11 protein-coding genes are annotated in these 15,992 nt (G+C 70.3%); 1 reads left to right on the top strand and 10 read right to left on the bottom strand.

Annotated features, from left to right (window positions below; genetic code table 11):
• Positions 1 to 19: 19 nt before the first annotated feature.
• Together OH768_RS34810 and lepA are read right to left on the bottom strand one after the other, a co-directional pair.
• Positions 20 to 1,903 carry an AMP-dependent synthetase/ligase gene (locus tag OH768_RS34810; protein ID WP_406459902.1) on the bottom strand — a complete coding sequence of 628 codons (1,884 nt, stop codon included), beginning with the start codon at positions 1,901 to 1,903 and terminating at the stop codon, positions 20 to 22.
• A gap of 228 nt (positions 1,904 to 2,131) precedes the next feature.
• Positions 2,132 to 4,006, bottom strand: a complete 1,875-nt coding sequence (lepA, locus tag OH768_RS34805; RefSeq protein WP_359612024.1) for a translation elongation factor 4 — start codon at positions 4,004 to 4,006, stop codon at positions 2,132 to 2,134.
• A gap of 276 nt (positions 4,007 to 4,282) precedes the next feature.
• Here lepA and rpsT point away from each other — a divergent pair, with 276 nt between their 5' ends.
• Positions 4,283 to 4,549 (top strand): 30S ribosomal protein S20, encoded by a 267-nt coding sequence (gene rpsT / locus OH768_RS34800; protein WP_406459901.1) that lies wholly within the window; start codon positions 4,283 to 4,285, stop codon positions 4,547 to 4,549.
• Positions 4,550 to 4,758: 209 nt separating this feature from the next.
• On the opposite strand, the gene holA is transcribed toward rpsT, so the two are convergent.
• The 8 genes from holA to leuS form a co-directional block, all read right to left on the bottom strand.
• A complete protein-coding gene (holA, locus tag OH768_RS34795) occupies positions 4,759 to 5,748 on the bottom strand; it encodes a DNA polymerase III subunit delta (protein WP_406459900.1) in 990 nt (329 codons plus the stop codon).
• A 121-nt stretch (positions 5,749 to 5,869) separates the two neighbouring features.
• Positions 5,870 to 6,115, bottom strand: coding sequence for a hypothetical protein (locus tag OH768_RS34790; RefSeq protein WP_093626637.1), 246 nt, complete (start codon positions 6,113 to 6,115; stop codon positions 5,870 to 5,872).
• 48 nt (positions 6,116 to 6,163) lie between these two features.
• The gene (locus OH768_RS34785) at positions 6,164 to 7,000 is read right to left on the bottom strand and encodes an arylamine N-acetyltransferase (protein ID WP_406459899.1); all 837 of its coding nucleotides are present in this window, start codon (positions 6,998 to 7,000) and stop codon (positions 6,164 to 6,166) included.
• Between the two features lie 78 nt (positions 7,001 to 7,078).
• Entirely contained in the window at positions 7,079 to 9,625 is a 2,547-nt protein-coding gene (locus OH768_RS34780; protein ID WP_406459898.1) for a ComEC/Rec2 family competence protein, read from the bottom strand.
• On the bottom strand, positions 9,622 to 10,794 hold the full coding sequence (locus OH768_RS34775; RefSeq protein ID WP_406459897.1) for a helix-hairpin-helix domain-containing protein: 1,173 nt from the start codon (positions 10,792 to 10,794) through the stop codon (positions 9,622 to 9,624). The genes OH768_RS34780 and OH768_RS34775 overlap by 4 nt, the downstream gene beginning before the upstream one ends.
• A 155-nt stretch (positions 10,795 to 10,949) precedes the next feature.
• Positions 10,950 to 11,795, bottom strand: coding sequence for a DegV family protein (locus OH768_RS34770; protein WP_406459896.1), 846 nt, complete (start codon positions 11,793 to 11,795; stop codon positions 10,950 to 10,952).
• 108 nt (positions 11,796 to 11,903) lie between these two features.
• Positions 11,904 to 12,635, bottom strand: a complete 732-nt coding sequence (locus OH768_RS34765) for a hypothetical protein (RefSeq protein WP_406459895.1) — start codon at positions 12,633 to 12,635, stop codon at positions 11,904 to 11,906.
• 154 nt (positions 12,636 to 12,789) lie between these two features.
• Complete coding sequence (gene leuS / locus OH768_RS34760; RefSeq protein WP_406459894.1) at positions 12,790 to 15,669, bottom strand: leucine--tRNA ligase; 2,880 nt, start codon at positions 15,667 to 15,669, stop codon at positions 12,790 to 12,792.
• Positions 15,670 to 15,992 lie beyond the last annotated feature (323 nt).

Genomic DNA, 15,992 nt, shown 5'->3' with positions numbered 1-15,992 from the left:
CGGGGCGCGAGGCACGCTGCTACGCCTCCCGTGAACCCGCGTACATCTCGTCGATCAGGTGCTTGTACTCGCGTTCCACCACCGGGCGCTTGAGCTTGAGGCTCGGGGTGATCTCGCCGTGTTCCACGTCGAGGTCGCGCGGGAGGAGGCGGAACTTCTTGATGGTCTGCCAGCGCTGGAGGCCCTCGTTGAGTTCCTTGACGTAGCCCTCGATCAGGGCGACCGTCGCGGGGGCGGCGACGACCTCGGCGTAGGACTTGCCTTCGAGGCCGTTGTCCTTCGCCCAGTCCAGGATGGAGGGTTCGTCGAGGGCGATGAGCGCGGTGCAGAAGTTCCGGTCGGCGCCGTGCACCAGGATGTTGGAGACGTACGGGCATACGGCCTTGAACTGGCCCTCGACCTCGCTGGGCGCGATGTACTTGCCGCCGGACGTCTTGATGAGGTCCTTCTTGCGGTCGGTGATGCGCAGATAGCCGTCCGGGGACAGCTCGCCGATGTCGCCGGTGTGGAACCAGCCGTCCGGCTCCAGGACTTCGGCGGTCTTCTCGGGCAGCCCGTGGTAGCCCTCCATGATGCCGGGGCCGCGCAGCAGGATCTCGCCGTCGTCCGCGATGCGCACCTCCGTGCCGGGCAGCGGCTTGCCGACCGTGCCGGTGCGGTAGGCCTCGCCGGGGTTCACGAAGGAGGCCGCGGAGGACTCGGTCAGGCCGTAGCCCTCCAGGATGTGGATGCCGGCGCCGGCGAAGAAGTAGCCGATGTCGGGCGAGAGCGCGGCGCTTCCCGACACACAGGCGCGCAGCTTGCCGCCGAAGGCCTCGCGGATCTTCGCGTAGACCAGCGCGTCGGCCACCTTGTGCTTGGCGGCGAGACCGAAGGGCGCGGTGGCGGCGCCGGTGCGGCGGAAGTTGTCCTGGGTGACCTTGGCGTACTCGCGGGCGACCTCCGCCGCCCACTGGAAGATCTTGTACTTGGCGGGACCGCCGGCCCGCGCCTTGGCCGCGACCCCGTTGTAGACCTTCTCGAAGATACGCGGAACGGCCGCCATGTACGTCGGCTGCACGATCGGCAGATGCTCGATGATCTTGTCGGGCCTGCCGTCCACGGCGGTGACGTGCCCGATCTCGATATGGCCGGACGTGAGCACCTTGCCGAAGACGTGCGCCAGCGGCAGCCACAGGTACTGGACGTCCTCGGGGCCGAGCAGCCCGGTCGCGGCGATGGCCTTCGCGAGGTAGGACCAGTTGTCGTGCGGGAGGCGGACGCCCTTGGGGCGGCCGGTGGTGCCGGAGGTGTAGATGATGGTCGCGAGCTGGTCCTTGGTGATGCCCGCGATCCGCTCCTTGACCAGATCCGGGTTCTTCTCCAGGTACGCGGCGCCGCGCTGCTCCAGTTCGGCGAGGCTCAGCACCCAGTCGCCGGTCTCCGCGGTGTCGACGCCGGTCGGGTCGATGACCACGACATGCGTCAGCTCGGGAAGCTCGGCGCGCTTCTCCACCGCCTTGGCGAGCTGCGTCGCGTCCTCCGCGATCAGAACCTTGCTCCCGGAGTCGGAGAGGATGAAGGTCGACTCGTCGGCGTTGGTCTGCGGATACACCGTGGTCGTGGCGGCGCCGGCGCACATGATGCCCAGGTCGGCGAGGATCCACTCGATCCGGGTGGCGGAGGCGAGCGCGACGCGCTGCTCGGGCTGTACGCCCAGTTCGATCAGACCGGCCGCGATCGCGAAGACCCGCTCGGCGGCCTGCGCCCAGCTCAGCGACTTCCAGTCGTCGGGGCCCTCGCCGGAGGCCGCGGGCACCGGGTGACGGTAGGCCTCGGTATCCGGCGTGGCCGCCACTCGCTCCAGGAAGAGGCCCGCGACGGACGGCGGACGGTTCTCGATCAGGGTCTGTGTGTCGCTCACGACATCCTCCGGGGGCCCGCGACGGTGCGGCTGGCTCAGTGCTACGGCTGTTGTTTAACTCGCGAGTAACCATCGAGCAGTGATCAGAGTAAGGCGCGACCGGCCGGTGCGTAAGGGGCGGCGGACTGTCGCTTCCTACAGAGCCAGGACGCGGGGCCCGCCGCGCCACAGCACGACGGGCCTCGGGGATCGTCTCGGTTTGCTCCGGAATTCCGATGTATGGGACCGCTACTTCTTGCCCTTGGCGCCGCCACCGCTGTCGTCACTGGACAGCACCGCGATGAACGCCTCCTGGGGAACCTCCACGGAACCCACCATCTTCATCCGCTTCTTGCCCTCCTTCTGCTTTTCCAGCAGCTTCCGCTTGCGCGAGATGTCACCGCCGTAGCACTTGGCGAGGACGTCCTTGCGGATGGCGCGGATCGTCTCGCGGGCGATGACCCGGGAGCCGACGGCGGCCTGGATGGGCACCTCGAAGGCCTGCCGCGGGATCAGCTCCCGCAGCTTGGCGACCAGCCGCACGCCGTACGAGTACGCCGCGTCCTTGTGCGTGATCGCCGAGAAGGCGTCCACCTTGTCGCCGTGCAGCAGGATGTCGACCTTGACCAGACTGGAGGCCACCTCACCGGTGGGCTCGTAGTCCAGCGAGGCATAGCCGCGGGTCTTGGACTTCAGCTGGTCGAAGAAGTCGAAGACGATCTCCGCGAGGGGAAGGGTGTAGCGGATCTCCACCCGGTCCTCGGAGAGGTAGTCCATGCCGAGCAGGGTGCCGCGCCGGGTCTGGCACAGCTCCATGATCGAACCGATGAACTCCGACGGCGCCAGGATCGTCGCGCGCACGACGGGCTCGTAGACCTTGTCGATCTTCCCCTCGGGGAACTCGCTCGGGTTGGTGACGACATGCTCGCTGCCGTCCTCCATCTCCACCCGGTACACCACGTTCGGCGCGGTCGCGATGAGGTCGAGCCCGAACTCGCGCTCCAGCCGCTCCCGGATCACGTCCAGGTGCAGCAGCCCGAGGAAGCCGACGCGGAAACCGAAGCCCAGCGCCGCCGAGGTCTCCGGCTCGTACACCAGCGCGGCGTCGTTGAGCTGGAGCTTGTCGAGGGCGTCGCGCAGCTCCGGGTAGTCGGACCCGTCCAACGGATACAGCCCGGAGAAGACCATCGGCTTGGGGTCCTTGTAACCGCCGAGCGCCTCGGTCGCCCCCTTGTGCAGGGTGGTGATGGTGTCACCGACTTTGGACTGGCGGACGTCCTTCACACCCGTGATCAGATAGCCGACCTCGCCGACCCCGAGCCCGTCGGCACCGAGCATCTCCGGCGAGTTGGTGCCGATCTCCAGCAGCTCGTGCGTGGCGTTCGTGGACATCATCCGGATCCGCTCACGCTTGTTGAGCTGTCCGTCGATGACCCGGATGTACGTCACGACACCGCGGTAGGAGTCGTAGACCGAGTCGAAGATCATGGCGCGGGCTGGCGCGTCCGCGTTCCCGACCGGCGCCGGGACCTCCTTGACGACCTTGTTGAGCAGTACGTCGACACCGATACCGGTCTTCGCGGACACCCGCAGCACGTCGTCGGGCTCGCACCCGACGAGGTTGGCCAGCTCCTCGGCGAACTTCTCGGGCTGCGCGGCCGGCAGGTCGATCTTGTTCAGTACGGGGATGATCGTGAGGTCGTTCTCCATCGCCAGGTAGAGGTTGGCGAGGGTCTGGGCCTCGATGCCCTGGGCGGCGTCCACCAGCAGCACGGTGCCCTCGCAGGCGGCGAGCGACCGCGAGACCTCGTACGTGAAGTCGACGTGTCCCGGGGTGTCGATCATGTTGAGGATGTGAGTGGTGCCCTCGTCGCCCCCGTCGGTGGGGGCCCACGGCAGACGCACCGCCTGGGACTTGATCGTGATGCCGCGCTCGCGCTCGATGTCCATGCGGTCGAGGTACTGAGCACGCATCTGCCGCTGGTCGACCACTCCGGTCAGCTGGAGCATCCGGTCGGCGAGCGTGGACTTGCCGTGGTCGATGTGCGCGATGATGCAGAAATTGCGGATCAGCGCCGGGTCGGTACGGCTCGGCTCGGGCACATGGCTGGGGATCGCGGGCACGCAGGGTCCTGATTCTTGAGGCGTCCGCAGTGTCTGCGGTCTCGGGTCGGATCGATACGTAGGCTCCATGGTCCCACGCGTGGGAGGTGCGGTCCGGTTTGGGCCGGTGCGAGACGGTAACCGATGGCGCCGTGGTAGCCGGTTTGGGTGGGTCGGCGGGCTGCTGGTAGCCTGGGTGGCTGTGTCTCCTGCCCTCTCGGCACGAGACACACCCCAAGAAAAATCATCGGCCCGGGACCCGTGCGGCCCCGTGCCAGAACCTGCAAAGGCTCATTCGTGGCGAACATCAAGTCCCAGATCAAGCGGATCAAGACCAACGAGAAGGCTCGGCTGCGCAACAAGGCCGTCAAGTCCTCCCTGAAGACCGCGATCCGCAAGGCCCGCGAGGCCGCTGCCGCGGGTGACGTCGAGAAGGCCACCGAGCACCAGCGCGCTGCCGCGCGTGCGCTCGACAAGGCCGTCTCGAAGGGCGTCATCCACAAGAACCAGGCCGCCAACAAGAAGTCGGCGCTTGCTTCCAAGGTCACCGCGCTCAAGGGCTGATCCTTCCGCACTTGTCCTTGGCCCGCGCTCGCGCGGACCGGACCAGTAGCAATCCGCCGTGAGGACAACGTCGAGCCCTCTACCTCGATTCACGGACAGACATCGTGGTCGCCACGCCACGTACAGTGCCCCCGGACCCACTTCGGGGGCATTGCTGTATCCCCGGCCGGGCGCTTTCGGGGGCCCGCCCCCTGGCTGAGGGCAGGGGCTCAGGTCTGTCCCCGGGACCTGGCGGCCCGGGCGATCGTGACGACCGCCTTCTCCAACGCGTACTCCGGATCGTCCCCACCGCCCTTCACTCCCGCGTCCGCCTCGGCCACCGCCCGCAGCGCGACGGAGACCGCGTCCGGTGTCCAGCCCCGCATCTGCTGCCGCACCCGGTCGATCTTCCACGGCGGCATCCCCAGCTCACGCGCCAGATCCGCCGGCCGCCCGCCACGCGCGGACGACAGCTTTCCGATCGCCCGCACCCCCTGAGCCAACGCGCTGGTGATCAGCACCGGCGCCACCCCGGTGGACAGCGACCACCGCAGCGCCTCCAGCGCCTCCGCCGCCCGGCCCTCCACGGCCCGGTCCGCGACCGTGAAGCTCGACGCCTCGGCCCGCCCCGTGTAGTACCGCCCGACGACCGCCTCGTCGATGGTCCCCTCGACGTCGGCGACCAACTGGGAGACCGCGGACGCCAGCTCCCGCAGATCGCTGCCGATGGAGTCGACGAGCGCCTGGCAGGCCTCCGGCGTGGCCGATCTCCCCGTCGCCCGGAACTCGCTGCGCACAAAGGCCAGCCGGTCCGCCGGCTTCGTCATCTTGGGACAGGCCACCTCCCGCGCGCCCGCCTTGCGCGCGGCATCGAGCAGCCCTTTGCCCTTGACCCCGCCCGCGTGCAGCAGCACCAGGGTGATCTCCTCGGCGGGCGCCCCGAGATACCCCTTCACGTCCTTGATCGTGTCCGCGGACAGATCCTGCGCGTTGCGTACGACCACGACCTTGCGCTCGGCGAAGAGCGACGGGCTGGTCAACTCGGCGAGTGTGCCGGGCTGCAGCTGGTCCGAGGTCAGGTCACGTACGTCCGTGTCGGCGTCGGCGGCCCTGGCGGCGGCCACCACCTCCTGCACGGCACGGTCGAGCAGGAGGTCCTCCTGGCCCACGGCAAGCGTCACCGGGGCGAGAGGGTCGTCATTCGCAGTCTTCTTGGCCATCTCGTAAAGCATCGCACGCGGCACTGACAACGGGGGCGGGTGCCGGTGAGGGCGGGTGCTGGTGGGGGCATGGAGCGGGGTGGGTGTCGGCGCGGGCGGCCCGTGGGTTGGCTCGTGACCGTTACGGCTCCTCGCGCCAGCCGTCCCACTCCCCGGCGAACGCGTCCAGCTCACCGGGGTCGAGCCGTCCGCGCTCGTCCCGCAGTACAAGCAGCCACTGCGCGTCCTCGGCATCGTCCTCGCCGGCCAGCGCGTCCCGCACCAGCTGCGGTTCCTCGTCGAGGGCGAAGCGCTCCCCGAGCGCCTCCGCCGCCTCCTCGGCCGCGTCGCGGTCGGGCAGCACCAGCACATGTCTCACATCGCTCACGGGGACATTTTCCGGTACGGCTGCGGGCTCGCGCGCACTCCCCCACGGCTACGCGGGCGTACGCACTGTCGGCACCTCCCCCAGCTCGATCCCGAACCGCTCCCGGTACTCCGCCAACACCTCCTCGTCCGTTGCCAGTTCACGCACATCCCGGGTCCCGTCCGCCGCCGTCACCGTCAGGCCGCGACCGCTGAGCGTGATCCTCCCTCCGTCGTCCGTGAGCCGCGAACAGACCAGCGACTGGGTGAAATGCGACTCCGGTGAAGTGGTCTGCCACCACGCCGCGGCCACGAAGTCACCGAGCACCCGGGGCCGCGTCTCCAACCGGTACTCGGGCTTGTCGTTCCGGAGGACATCCAGGTCCGTCGGGTCCGCGAGGCCTTGCAGGCCTGGCAGATCTGGCAGGTCCCCGGGGTTCGCGGACTCGGCGATCCTGAACACGCCGCCGGGGTCCGCCTGTTCAGCTCGTTCCTCGAAGGCCAGGGGATAGTGGCTGTGCGTCCCGAACCCCACGTCGGCCAGCCACACACTCCCGTCCACCGTCCGCACCCGCAGCGCGAGATGGTCGTACGGGATTCCCAGGCGCCCGCCGTCCCCGTACACCCGCGCCGACAGCAGCGCGACCTCGAATCCCAGCGCGGCGAGCAACGCACCGAACAGTCCGTTCAGTTCGTAGCAGAACCCGCCCCTGCCCGCGCCCACGACCTTGTCCAGCAGCCGCTTCTCCTCCAGCACGATCTCCTCTCCCAGATGAATCGACAGATTCTCGAAGGGCACGGTCTGCAGATGACGCAGATGCAGTTCGCGCAGAACATCGACGGTGGGCAGCGCCGGGCGCGGAACTCCCAACCGGCGGAGGTAGGCATCAACCTGTGCGGGATTCATGCCTCCAGTCTCACGCCAACCGCAGCTCAACGCCCATGCCGCCGGGCTCGACGCCGGGGAGACGGGTCCCTGTCGTCCTCAGTCCCGTGTGACCCGCAGCCCGGCCCCCTCGCCTTCCACCGCCAAGGCCCCGTCGAGGTCCGTCCGCAGGACCACCGCGCCCATCGCGCGGAGCGCCGCGACCGTGCTGGGGGCCGGGTGTCCATAGGGGTTGTCCTCACCGCAAGAGATCAGCGCCACCCGTGGGGCCACTCTGCGTATCAGGTCCGGGTCCTGGTAGGCCGAACCGTGGTGGGCGACCTTGAGCACGTCCACGCCTCCCAGCAGTGCCGCCGCCGGTGACCTCAACAGCTCCTGCTGGGCTGGGGGTTCGAGGTCCCCGAGCAGCAGTAGCCGCAGCCCTGCCGTCCGGACGAGCAGCGTGACACTCGCGTCGTTCGGGCCGTCCTGGTCCGGTGCCGGTTCCGGTGGCGGCCACAGCACCTGCCAGGAGAGCCGACCGGCGCGGCGCTGTTCACCGGCGACGGACCGGGTGATCGGGATGTGCCGTTCCGCTGCCGCTCTCCGTACGAACTCGGCCTGGTCCGTGGGCTCTTGGAAGGAGGTCGTCTCGATCGCGCCCACCGAGCGGCCCCGCAGCACCCCGGGCAGTCCGGCGACGTGGTCGGCGTGGAAGTGGGTCAGGACGACCAGTGGAATCCTGGTGATGCCGAGCGTGCGCAGACACTGGTCGACCAGCTTCGGATCGGGTCCGGCGTCCACGACCACACCGGTGCCCTTGCCCGCCGCGAGCACCGTCGCGTCGCCCTGTCCGACGTCGCACATCGCGAACCGCCAGCCCGGCGGCGGCCATCCCGTGATCACCCGGGTGAGCGGCGCCGGTTCGACCACGACCAGCAGGAGCAGCAACCCGCAGACACCGCACAGCCACGGATGCCTCAGCAGCCTTCGGCCGACCAGCACGAGGACCGCGAAGGCTACGGCGAGCAGCAGCGCCCCCGTCCAACTGCCCGGCCAGTCCACTCCCCCACCGGGCAGCGCCGCGCCGGTCCGGGCCACGTCGGCGATCCACCCGGCGGGCCAACTCGCGCCCCACGCAAGGACCTTGGCCACCGGCATCAGCACCGGTGCCGTCGCCAGTGCCGCGAAGCCCAGCACCGTGGCCGGTGCGACGGCGAGCTCCGCGAGCAGGTTGCACGGCACCGCCACCAGACTCACCCGCGCCGACAGCACGGCCACGACCGGCGAGCACAGCGCCTGCGCAGCGGCAGCGGCGGCCACCGCCTCGGCCAGCCGCGGGGGAACCCGGTGCCGCCGCAGCGTCTCGCACCAGCGTGGCGCGAGCGTGAGCAGGGCTCCGGTGGCCAGCACGGAGAGCAGGAAGCCGTAACTGCGGGCCAGCCACGGGTCGTACAGCACCAGGAGCAGTACGGCCGTCGCCAGCGCCGGGATCAGTGATCTACGGCGTCCGGTCGCCAGGGCGAGCAGTGCGACGGCGCCGCAGGCCGCGGCCCGCAACACGCTCGGGTCGGGCCGGCACACGACGACGAATCCGAGTGTGAGTACCCCGCCGAGCAACGCGGTCGCTCGGAGCGAGATCCCCAGGCGGGGTGCCAGACCTCGGCGTTCGACGCGCTGGGCGAGGCCGGGCGGTCCGATGAGGAGGGCGAGCAGGATGGTCAGGTTGCTTCCGGAGACGGCGAGGGTGTGCGCGAGGTCCGTCTCCTTGAAGGCCTCGTCCAACTCGGGTGTGATGCGCGCGGTGTCGCCGACGACCAGCCCCGGCAGCAGCGCCCGCGCGTCCGCAGGCAGGCCGTCGGTGGCCTCGCGCAGCCCGGCCCGCAACCGCCCCGCGAACCGCTGGGCTCCGGACGGCTTCCCCACCACCTCCGGCACCGGCTGGTTCCGCACCCGCAGCACGGCCGCGACCCGGTCCCCGCCGGTCAGAGAGGGCGCCAGCCTCGCGGTCACCCGCACCCGCGTGGACGGCAGCAGCCCCAGCCAGGGCGAATGCTCCGGGCCGGCAGCGCCCTCGACACCCCTGGCACCCCCAGCGGAGGAGCCCGGATCGACGATCAACAGCACCGGCGCCCGTGTCTCCACGACCGTCCCGTCCGTCTGCTCCACCCTCCGCACCTCGGCCTCGATCAGCACGGAGACCGGAGCCGCGTGATCCCCGCTGATCCGGGGCCGGGTCAACCGTGGATCGGAACCGACCTCCACCTCCGCGGTCACGGACGCGTACTGCCGCGCCAGCTCCGGCACCGGGCCACGGCGCAGATCCGCCCCGTGCAACCCGGCGGAGGCGGCGGCTGCCGCGATGGCGAGGAGCAGGGCGGCGATCGAGGCACGGGTCCAGGAGGCGAAAGCAAGGCTGCTGCCCACCCCGCCCCGCCTTCGCGCCAGCAGAAGCACGAGCCCCGCCACCAGGGCGGCGACCGCGACACCGGTGACCCAGGCCGGTGACGCGTCCAGCGCCAGCGCGGCTGTCGCCCAGGCGGCGAGCGCGGGCGGTACGAGCCGTAGGTCTGTCGGGCCTTCCTGGTGGGGGTGCGCGGCACCCCGCCGGTTCCCGGAGGAGGCATGCACGGCACGGCGGGACGCGTCGTCGTGGACGTGGGTCATGGCCGTACCAGATCCCGCAGATCGGCGAAGCGGCGGTCGCCGATGCCGTTGACCTGGCGCAGTTCGTCCACCGAGCGGAAACCGCCGTGCTGGGTGCGGTAGTCGATGATGTGCTGGGCCAGCACGGGGCCCACCCCCGGCAGGGTGTTGAGCTGGTCGGCAGTGGCCGTGTTGAGGGAGACCGGAGCCCCTGGAGCGGCCACCGCACCGGTGTCCGTTGTTCCTGCCGCACCACCCGCGCCGGGCACCGCCCCAGGGGCCGGTCCTCCGACGACCACTTGCTCCCCGTCCACAAGGAACCGAGCGAGGTTGAGCCTCTCGGTGTTCGTGCCGGAACGCACCCCACCCGCCGCCCGCAGCGCATCCGTCACCCGCGAACCGGCCGGGAGCCGATGAACCCCGGGTTTACGGACCTTGCCGCTGACATCCACGACGATCTCGGCGCCGGCGGCGCCAGCCGCACTCGATACACCCCGCGCCCCGGCCGAGGTACGCGACTCGGCCCCTTTGCCCGCGGTGCCGCCCCCTTCATCGCCGCCTGTCCCGTAAGGAGCCGCCGCCCGCACCACCTCCGGGGCCCGCACAGGCTGGGTCCGCCCGACCCAGAAGTGCTGTACGGCGAAGACCGCGGCCACCACGAACAGCACACCGAGCGCGACCACGCTCCGCCGCTCCAGCCCGCACCGCGTCTGCACCCACACCGGCATCCGCTCCCGCAGAGCCGACCCGGCCCGCTCGCGCCAGACCCCTACCGCGCGGCCGTCCCCGACATCGGCCTCCCCAACATCGCTGAAGTCTCCGACGTCTCCGGCCCTTGCAGGCCTCGCAGGCACCGCCGCCCCCTCGGCCCCTCCGACGTACGGGACGTCAGACTGCCTCCCAACACCCACCTGCGCTCCCACCCGGGCCGTCGCCCGGGCCGCCACCCACTCCCCCGGCGCCGGAACCCCCCGTTCCTCCCCCGGCGGCCCATGCCCCAACTCCCGCCGTTCCCCTACTCGTTCGGCGAAAAGGAGTTCCGCGCGTCGCCGGAGTTCGTCCGCCGAAGCCTGGCGTTGTGCCCGGCCTCGGGTCGGCGCGCGGCGATCGCGGGTGCGGCCGTCCGAGGACGGGGCGCGGCCCGGACCGCTGGTCGCGGTCGCTGTGTGTGAGCGTGATCGAAGTGCCATGCGCCGAGGATCGGACGTATCGCCACTTCGCGATGATCTTGTTCAATTCCGGGGGAGACGCGCCCAGTTGTGGATAACTCCGTCACCCACACGAGTTACCTACCCTGCCGATTACCGGCCCCGCCGAACACCCCGCACGCCACAAACGGCCACCGTCACCGCGGCGAAACCACAACCCCCAACAACCCGGGCCCGGTGTGCGCCCCGATCACCGCCCCGACCTCGCTCACATGGAGGTCGGCCAGTCCTGGCACCCGTACCCGAAGCCGCTCCGCGAGGGCCTCCGCGCGCTCCGGCGCGGAGAGATGGTGGACGGCGATGTCGACCTGCGCACTGCCCGCCCGGTCGGCCACGATCTCCTCGAGGCGGGCGATCGCCTTCGACGCCGTCCGGACCTTCTCCAGGGGTTCGATGCGTCCGCCCTCCAGCTGGAGCAGCGGCTTCACGGCGAGCGCGGAGCCCAGCAGGGCCTGGGCCGCGCCGATACGGCCGCCCCGGCGCAGATAGTCGAGGGTGTCGACGTAGAAGTAGGCGGAGGTGCCCGCGGCCCGTTTCTCCGCGGCCGTGACCGCCTCGTCCACCGTGCCGCCCGCCTCCGCCGTCTCGGCCGCGGCGAGTGCGCAGAAGCCGAGCGCCATCGCGATCATGCCGGTGTCCACGACCCGCACCGGCACCGGCGCCTCGCGGGCGGCGAGGACCGCCGCGTCGTAGGTGCCCGAGAGTTCGGCGGAGAGGTGGAGGGAGACGATGCCGGTGGCGCCGGACTCGGCGACCCTGCGGTAGGTCTCGGCGAAGAGCTGGGGGCTGGGCCGCGAGGTGGTGACCGGGTGCCGCTTCTGCAGGGCCAGGGCCAGGGAGCGGGTGGAGATCTCGGTGCCCTCTTCGAGTGCCTGGTCGCCGAGGACCACGGTCAGCGGCACCGCTGTGATGCCGTGGCGCTCCATCGTCAGCGGCGGCAGGTAGGCCGTTGAATCGGTGACGATCGCGACATGGCGGGACATGAGCTGGAGGTTACCTGCCGTAGCGGCCGGGCGGCAGTCCGACCCCTTTCACCTGGGCCGGAACCGGCCGGATCACACCGTGTCGCACGCTCGGACCGTACCTCCCGGTCAAGTCGTGCTCTCGGGGCGGGGTTTCTTCTGCCAGGGGTAGCTGGGACGCCGTCCCGGCGGGGTGATGGCGGAGGGGGCGGGCTCCTCGGCGGCGGGGCGGGAGCGCGGGGTCTCCGGCCATGTCTGGTGCGCCGTCGTGGCGTCGGCGGCCGGGGCGTCGGGCCACGGGGGCGGCGCGTGCTCCGACTTCGTCCAGTGCCGCAGGGCTCCTGCCTCCACGTCTATCTGGGCGCTCAGCGCGTCGAGGTCGTCCTCCGCGAAGCGGCCGGCGCGGTCGCGGGCGGCCCAGCGCAGTGAGTCGGCCGATTTCGTGATGCGCTCGGTGCGCTCGCGCAGGGCGGGCAGCCGCTCGGCGAGCATTCTGCGGTCCGGCTCGGACTCCAGTCGTTTGAGTTCGCCGTCGAGTTCACGGCCGTGTGCGCTGAGCCGCTCGAAGAGGCCGAGGGACTCCTTGAGCGACTCGTCCTCGGGCACCCCCGCGCGCAGCGCGTCCTGGGTCGCGCGCATCGATGTGCGCAGCGCGAGCCGCAGTTGGGCCACCTGTCCCTGGGGGCCGGGCTGGGCAAGGGACTTGGCGCGCAGGGTGTGGTCCTCGACCGTGCGCCGGGCCTGCGCGACCGTGCGGTCGACGCCTCGCTTGGCCGCGCCGACCGCCTTGACCGCCGCATAGCCGCCTGCGACCACGAACAGCAGGAAGAGAAGGGCGAAGACTGCGATCACGGCTTCCAACGCTCCTCCACCGGTTTCGGGCGGCACACGCCGCGCCGCTCTTCAACGGTAAACGCAACGGGCAGGTTCGGGGTTCCAAAAGAACCCCGAACCTGCCCGTAGGGGACTACCCCGAGGCGCTCGCCCCGAGCCCGTCGCAGGACCGCACGGAAGGCTACGCCGGAACGATGTTGACCAGCTTCGGCGCCCGCACGATGACCTTGCGAATGCCCGCGCCGTCCAGCGCGGCGACGACCTTCTCGTCGGCCAGCGCGACCTTCTCCAGTTCGGCGTCGGAGATCGTCGGAGGGACCTCCAGGCGCGCCTTGACCTTGCCCTTGACCTGTACGACGCAGGTCACGCTCTCGTCCACGACGTACGCCGGGTCGGCCACGGGGAAGTCCTGGTGGACCACCGTGTCGGTGCGGCCCAGCTTGCGCCACAGTTCCTCGGCGACGTGCGGGGCCAGCGGTGCGATCAGCAGGACCAGGGACTCGGCGACGGAACGCGGCACCGCCCCGCCCGCCTTGGTCAGCTGGTTGTTCAGCTCGGTGATCTTGGCGATGGCCGTGTTGAAGCGCAGCCCCTGCAGGTCCTGGCGGACGCCGTCGATCGCCTTGTGCAGGGCACGCAGCGTCTCCTCGTCGGGCTCCGTGTCGACGACCGTGACCTCGCCGGTCGTCTCGTCGACGACGTTGCGCCACAGCCGCTGCAGCAGCCGGTACTGGCCCACCACCGCGCGCGTGTCCCACGGCCGGGAGACGTCCAGGGGGCCCATGGCCATCTCGTACAGGCGCAGGGTGTCGGCGCCGTACTCCTCGCAGATCTCGTCCGGAGTGACCGCGTTCTTCAGGGACTTGCCCATCTTGCCCAGCAGCCGGGAGACCTTCTCGCCCTGGTAGTAGTACTCGCCGCCCAGTTCCTCGACCTCGGCGGCGGGCACCGGGAAGCCGCGGCCGTCCCGGTAGACGTAGGCCTGGATCATGCCCTGGTTGAACAGCTTGTGGAACGGCTCCGGGGACGAGATGTGCCCCAGGTCGAACAGCACCTTGGACCAGAACCGGGCGTACAGCAGGTGCAGTACGGCGTGCTCGGCGCCGCCGACGTACAGGTCGACTCCGCCGTGCCGCATGCCCGCGCGGGGGCCCATCCAGTACTGCTCGATGGCCGGGTCGACCAGCTTCTCGTCGTTGTGCGGGTCCAGGTAGCGCAGCTCGTACCAGCAGGAACCGGCCCAGTTGGGCATGGTGTTGGTCTCGCGGCGGTACTTCCGGGGGCCGCGTCCATCACCCAGGTCCAGGGTGACGTTCACCCAGTCCTCGTTGCGGGACAGGGGCGTCTCCGGGGACGTGTTGGCGTCGTCCGGGTCGAAGGTGCGCGGCGAGTAGTCCTCGACCTCCGGCAGCTCCAGGGGCAGCATCGACTCGGGCAGCGAGTGGGCGACGCCGTCCTCGTCGTAGACGATCGGGAAGGGCTCGCCCCAGTAGCGCTGGCGGCTGAACAGCCAGTCGCGCAGGCGGAAGTTGACGGTGCCCTCGCCGATGCCCTTGCGGGCCAGCCACTCCGTGATGCGGGCCTTGGCCTCGGCGACGGGCAGGCCGTCCAGGGAGATGTCGTCGTTCGAGGAGTTGATGATCTTCGCGTCGTAGGACCCGAAGGCGTTCTCCCATGTCGACGTGTCGGTGCCGCGGCCGTCGGTGGGCTCGACGATGCAGGTGATCGGCAGCTCGAAGGCGCGCGCGAAGTCGAAGTCGCGCTGGTCGCCCGCCGGGACGGCCATGATCGCGCCGGTGCCGTAGCCCATCAGTACGTAGTCGGCGATGAAGACGGGGATCCGGTCGCCGTTGACCGGGTTGGTGGCGAACGCGCCGGTGAAGACACCGGTCTTGTCCTTGGCCTCGGCCTGCCGCTCCACGTCGGACTTGGTGCCGGCCTGCGCGCGGTAGGCGGCGACGGCCTCCACCGGGGTGGCGTGAGAGCCGGTCCACACGTCGTGGGTGCCCTCGGGCCAGGTGGCCGGGGTGAACTTGTCGACCAGCGGGTGTTCGGGCGCCAGCACCATGTAGGTCGCGCCGAACAGGGTGTCGGGGCGGGTGGTGAAGACGGTGATGTTCTCGCCGTCGACGGGGAAGTCGACGCGGGCGCCCTCGGAGCGGCCGATCCAGTTGCGCTGCTGCAGCTTGATGGCCTCGGGCCAGTCCAGCTCCTCCAGGTCGGACAGCAGCCGGTCGGCGTAGGCGGTGATGCGCATGTTCCACTGGCGCAGCTTGGCCTTGAAGACGGGGAAGTTGCCGCGCTCGGAGCGGCCGTCGGCGGTGACCTCCTCGTTGGCCAGGACCGTGCCCAGGCCGGGGCACCAGTTGACGGGCGCGTCGGAGGCGTAGGCCAGGCGGAACTCGCTCAGGACGTCGGCGCGTTCGGTGGCGGTCAGCTCCGGCCACGCGCGCGTGTGGCCCGGTACGGCGCGCTCACCGGACTCGAACTGGGCGATCAGCTCGGCGATCGGGCGGGCCTTGTCGGCCTCGTCGTCGTACCAGGAGTTGAAGATCTGCAGGAAGATCCACTGGGTCCACTTGTAGTACTCCGGGTCGATCGTGGCGAACGACCGGCGCTTGTCGTGGCCCAGGCCCAGGGCGCGCAGCTGGACCTTCATGTTCTCGATGTTGGCCTCGGTGGACACGCGCGGGTGCGTGCCGGTCTGCACGGCGTACTGCTCGGCGGGCAGGCCGAAGGCGTCGAAGCCCAGGGTGTGCAGCACGTTGTGACCGGTCATCCGCTGGAACCGGGCGAACACATCGGTGGCGATGTAGCCCAGGGGGTGGCCGACGTGCAGGCCCGCACCGGAGGGGTACGGGAACATGTCCATGATGAACTTCTTGGGGCGGGCGACCAGCTCGGGGTCGCCGGCCAGGTCACCGCTCGGGTTCGGGGCCTCGTAGGTGCCCTCGGCGTCCCAGAAGTCCTGCCAGCGTGCCTCGATGTCCGCGGCCATGGCGGCCGTGTAGCGGTGCGGCGCGACCACCTCGGCGGCGGCAGCGGGGTTCGTCTCGCTCATGATCCTCAAAGCTCCATCGATCGTCTCTGCCAGCGGCTGCGACATTCAAGAAACGAAAAATCCCCTCGCACAGGAGGGGACGCCGCGCCGATTCCGACCTCACCGTTCACCGGTGGTCGGGACTGATCAGCGCGGCTCGCTAAGCAGAAGGCGTACGGCACGCATGGCATGAGGGTACCGCAGGGCTTGAGCACAACGCGACGCGCTTCCGTATCACCCTTGGCACCCTGACCACACCGGCCTGCACTGAACCAAGTTCAAGGACTACCTTCGCGTACCACCCACTACGGGACATCACAGCAAGCGCATTGTCGTTTGATAAC

The organism is Streptomyces sp. NBC_01622 (assembly GCF_045209635.1).
Taxonomy (GTDB): domain Bacteria; phylum Actinomycetota; class Actinomycetes; order Streptomycetales; family Streptomycetaceae; genus Streptomyces.
This window is presented reverse-complemented; position numbering and strand designations above follow the sequence as displayed.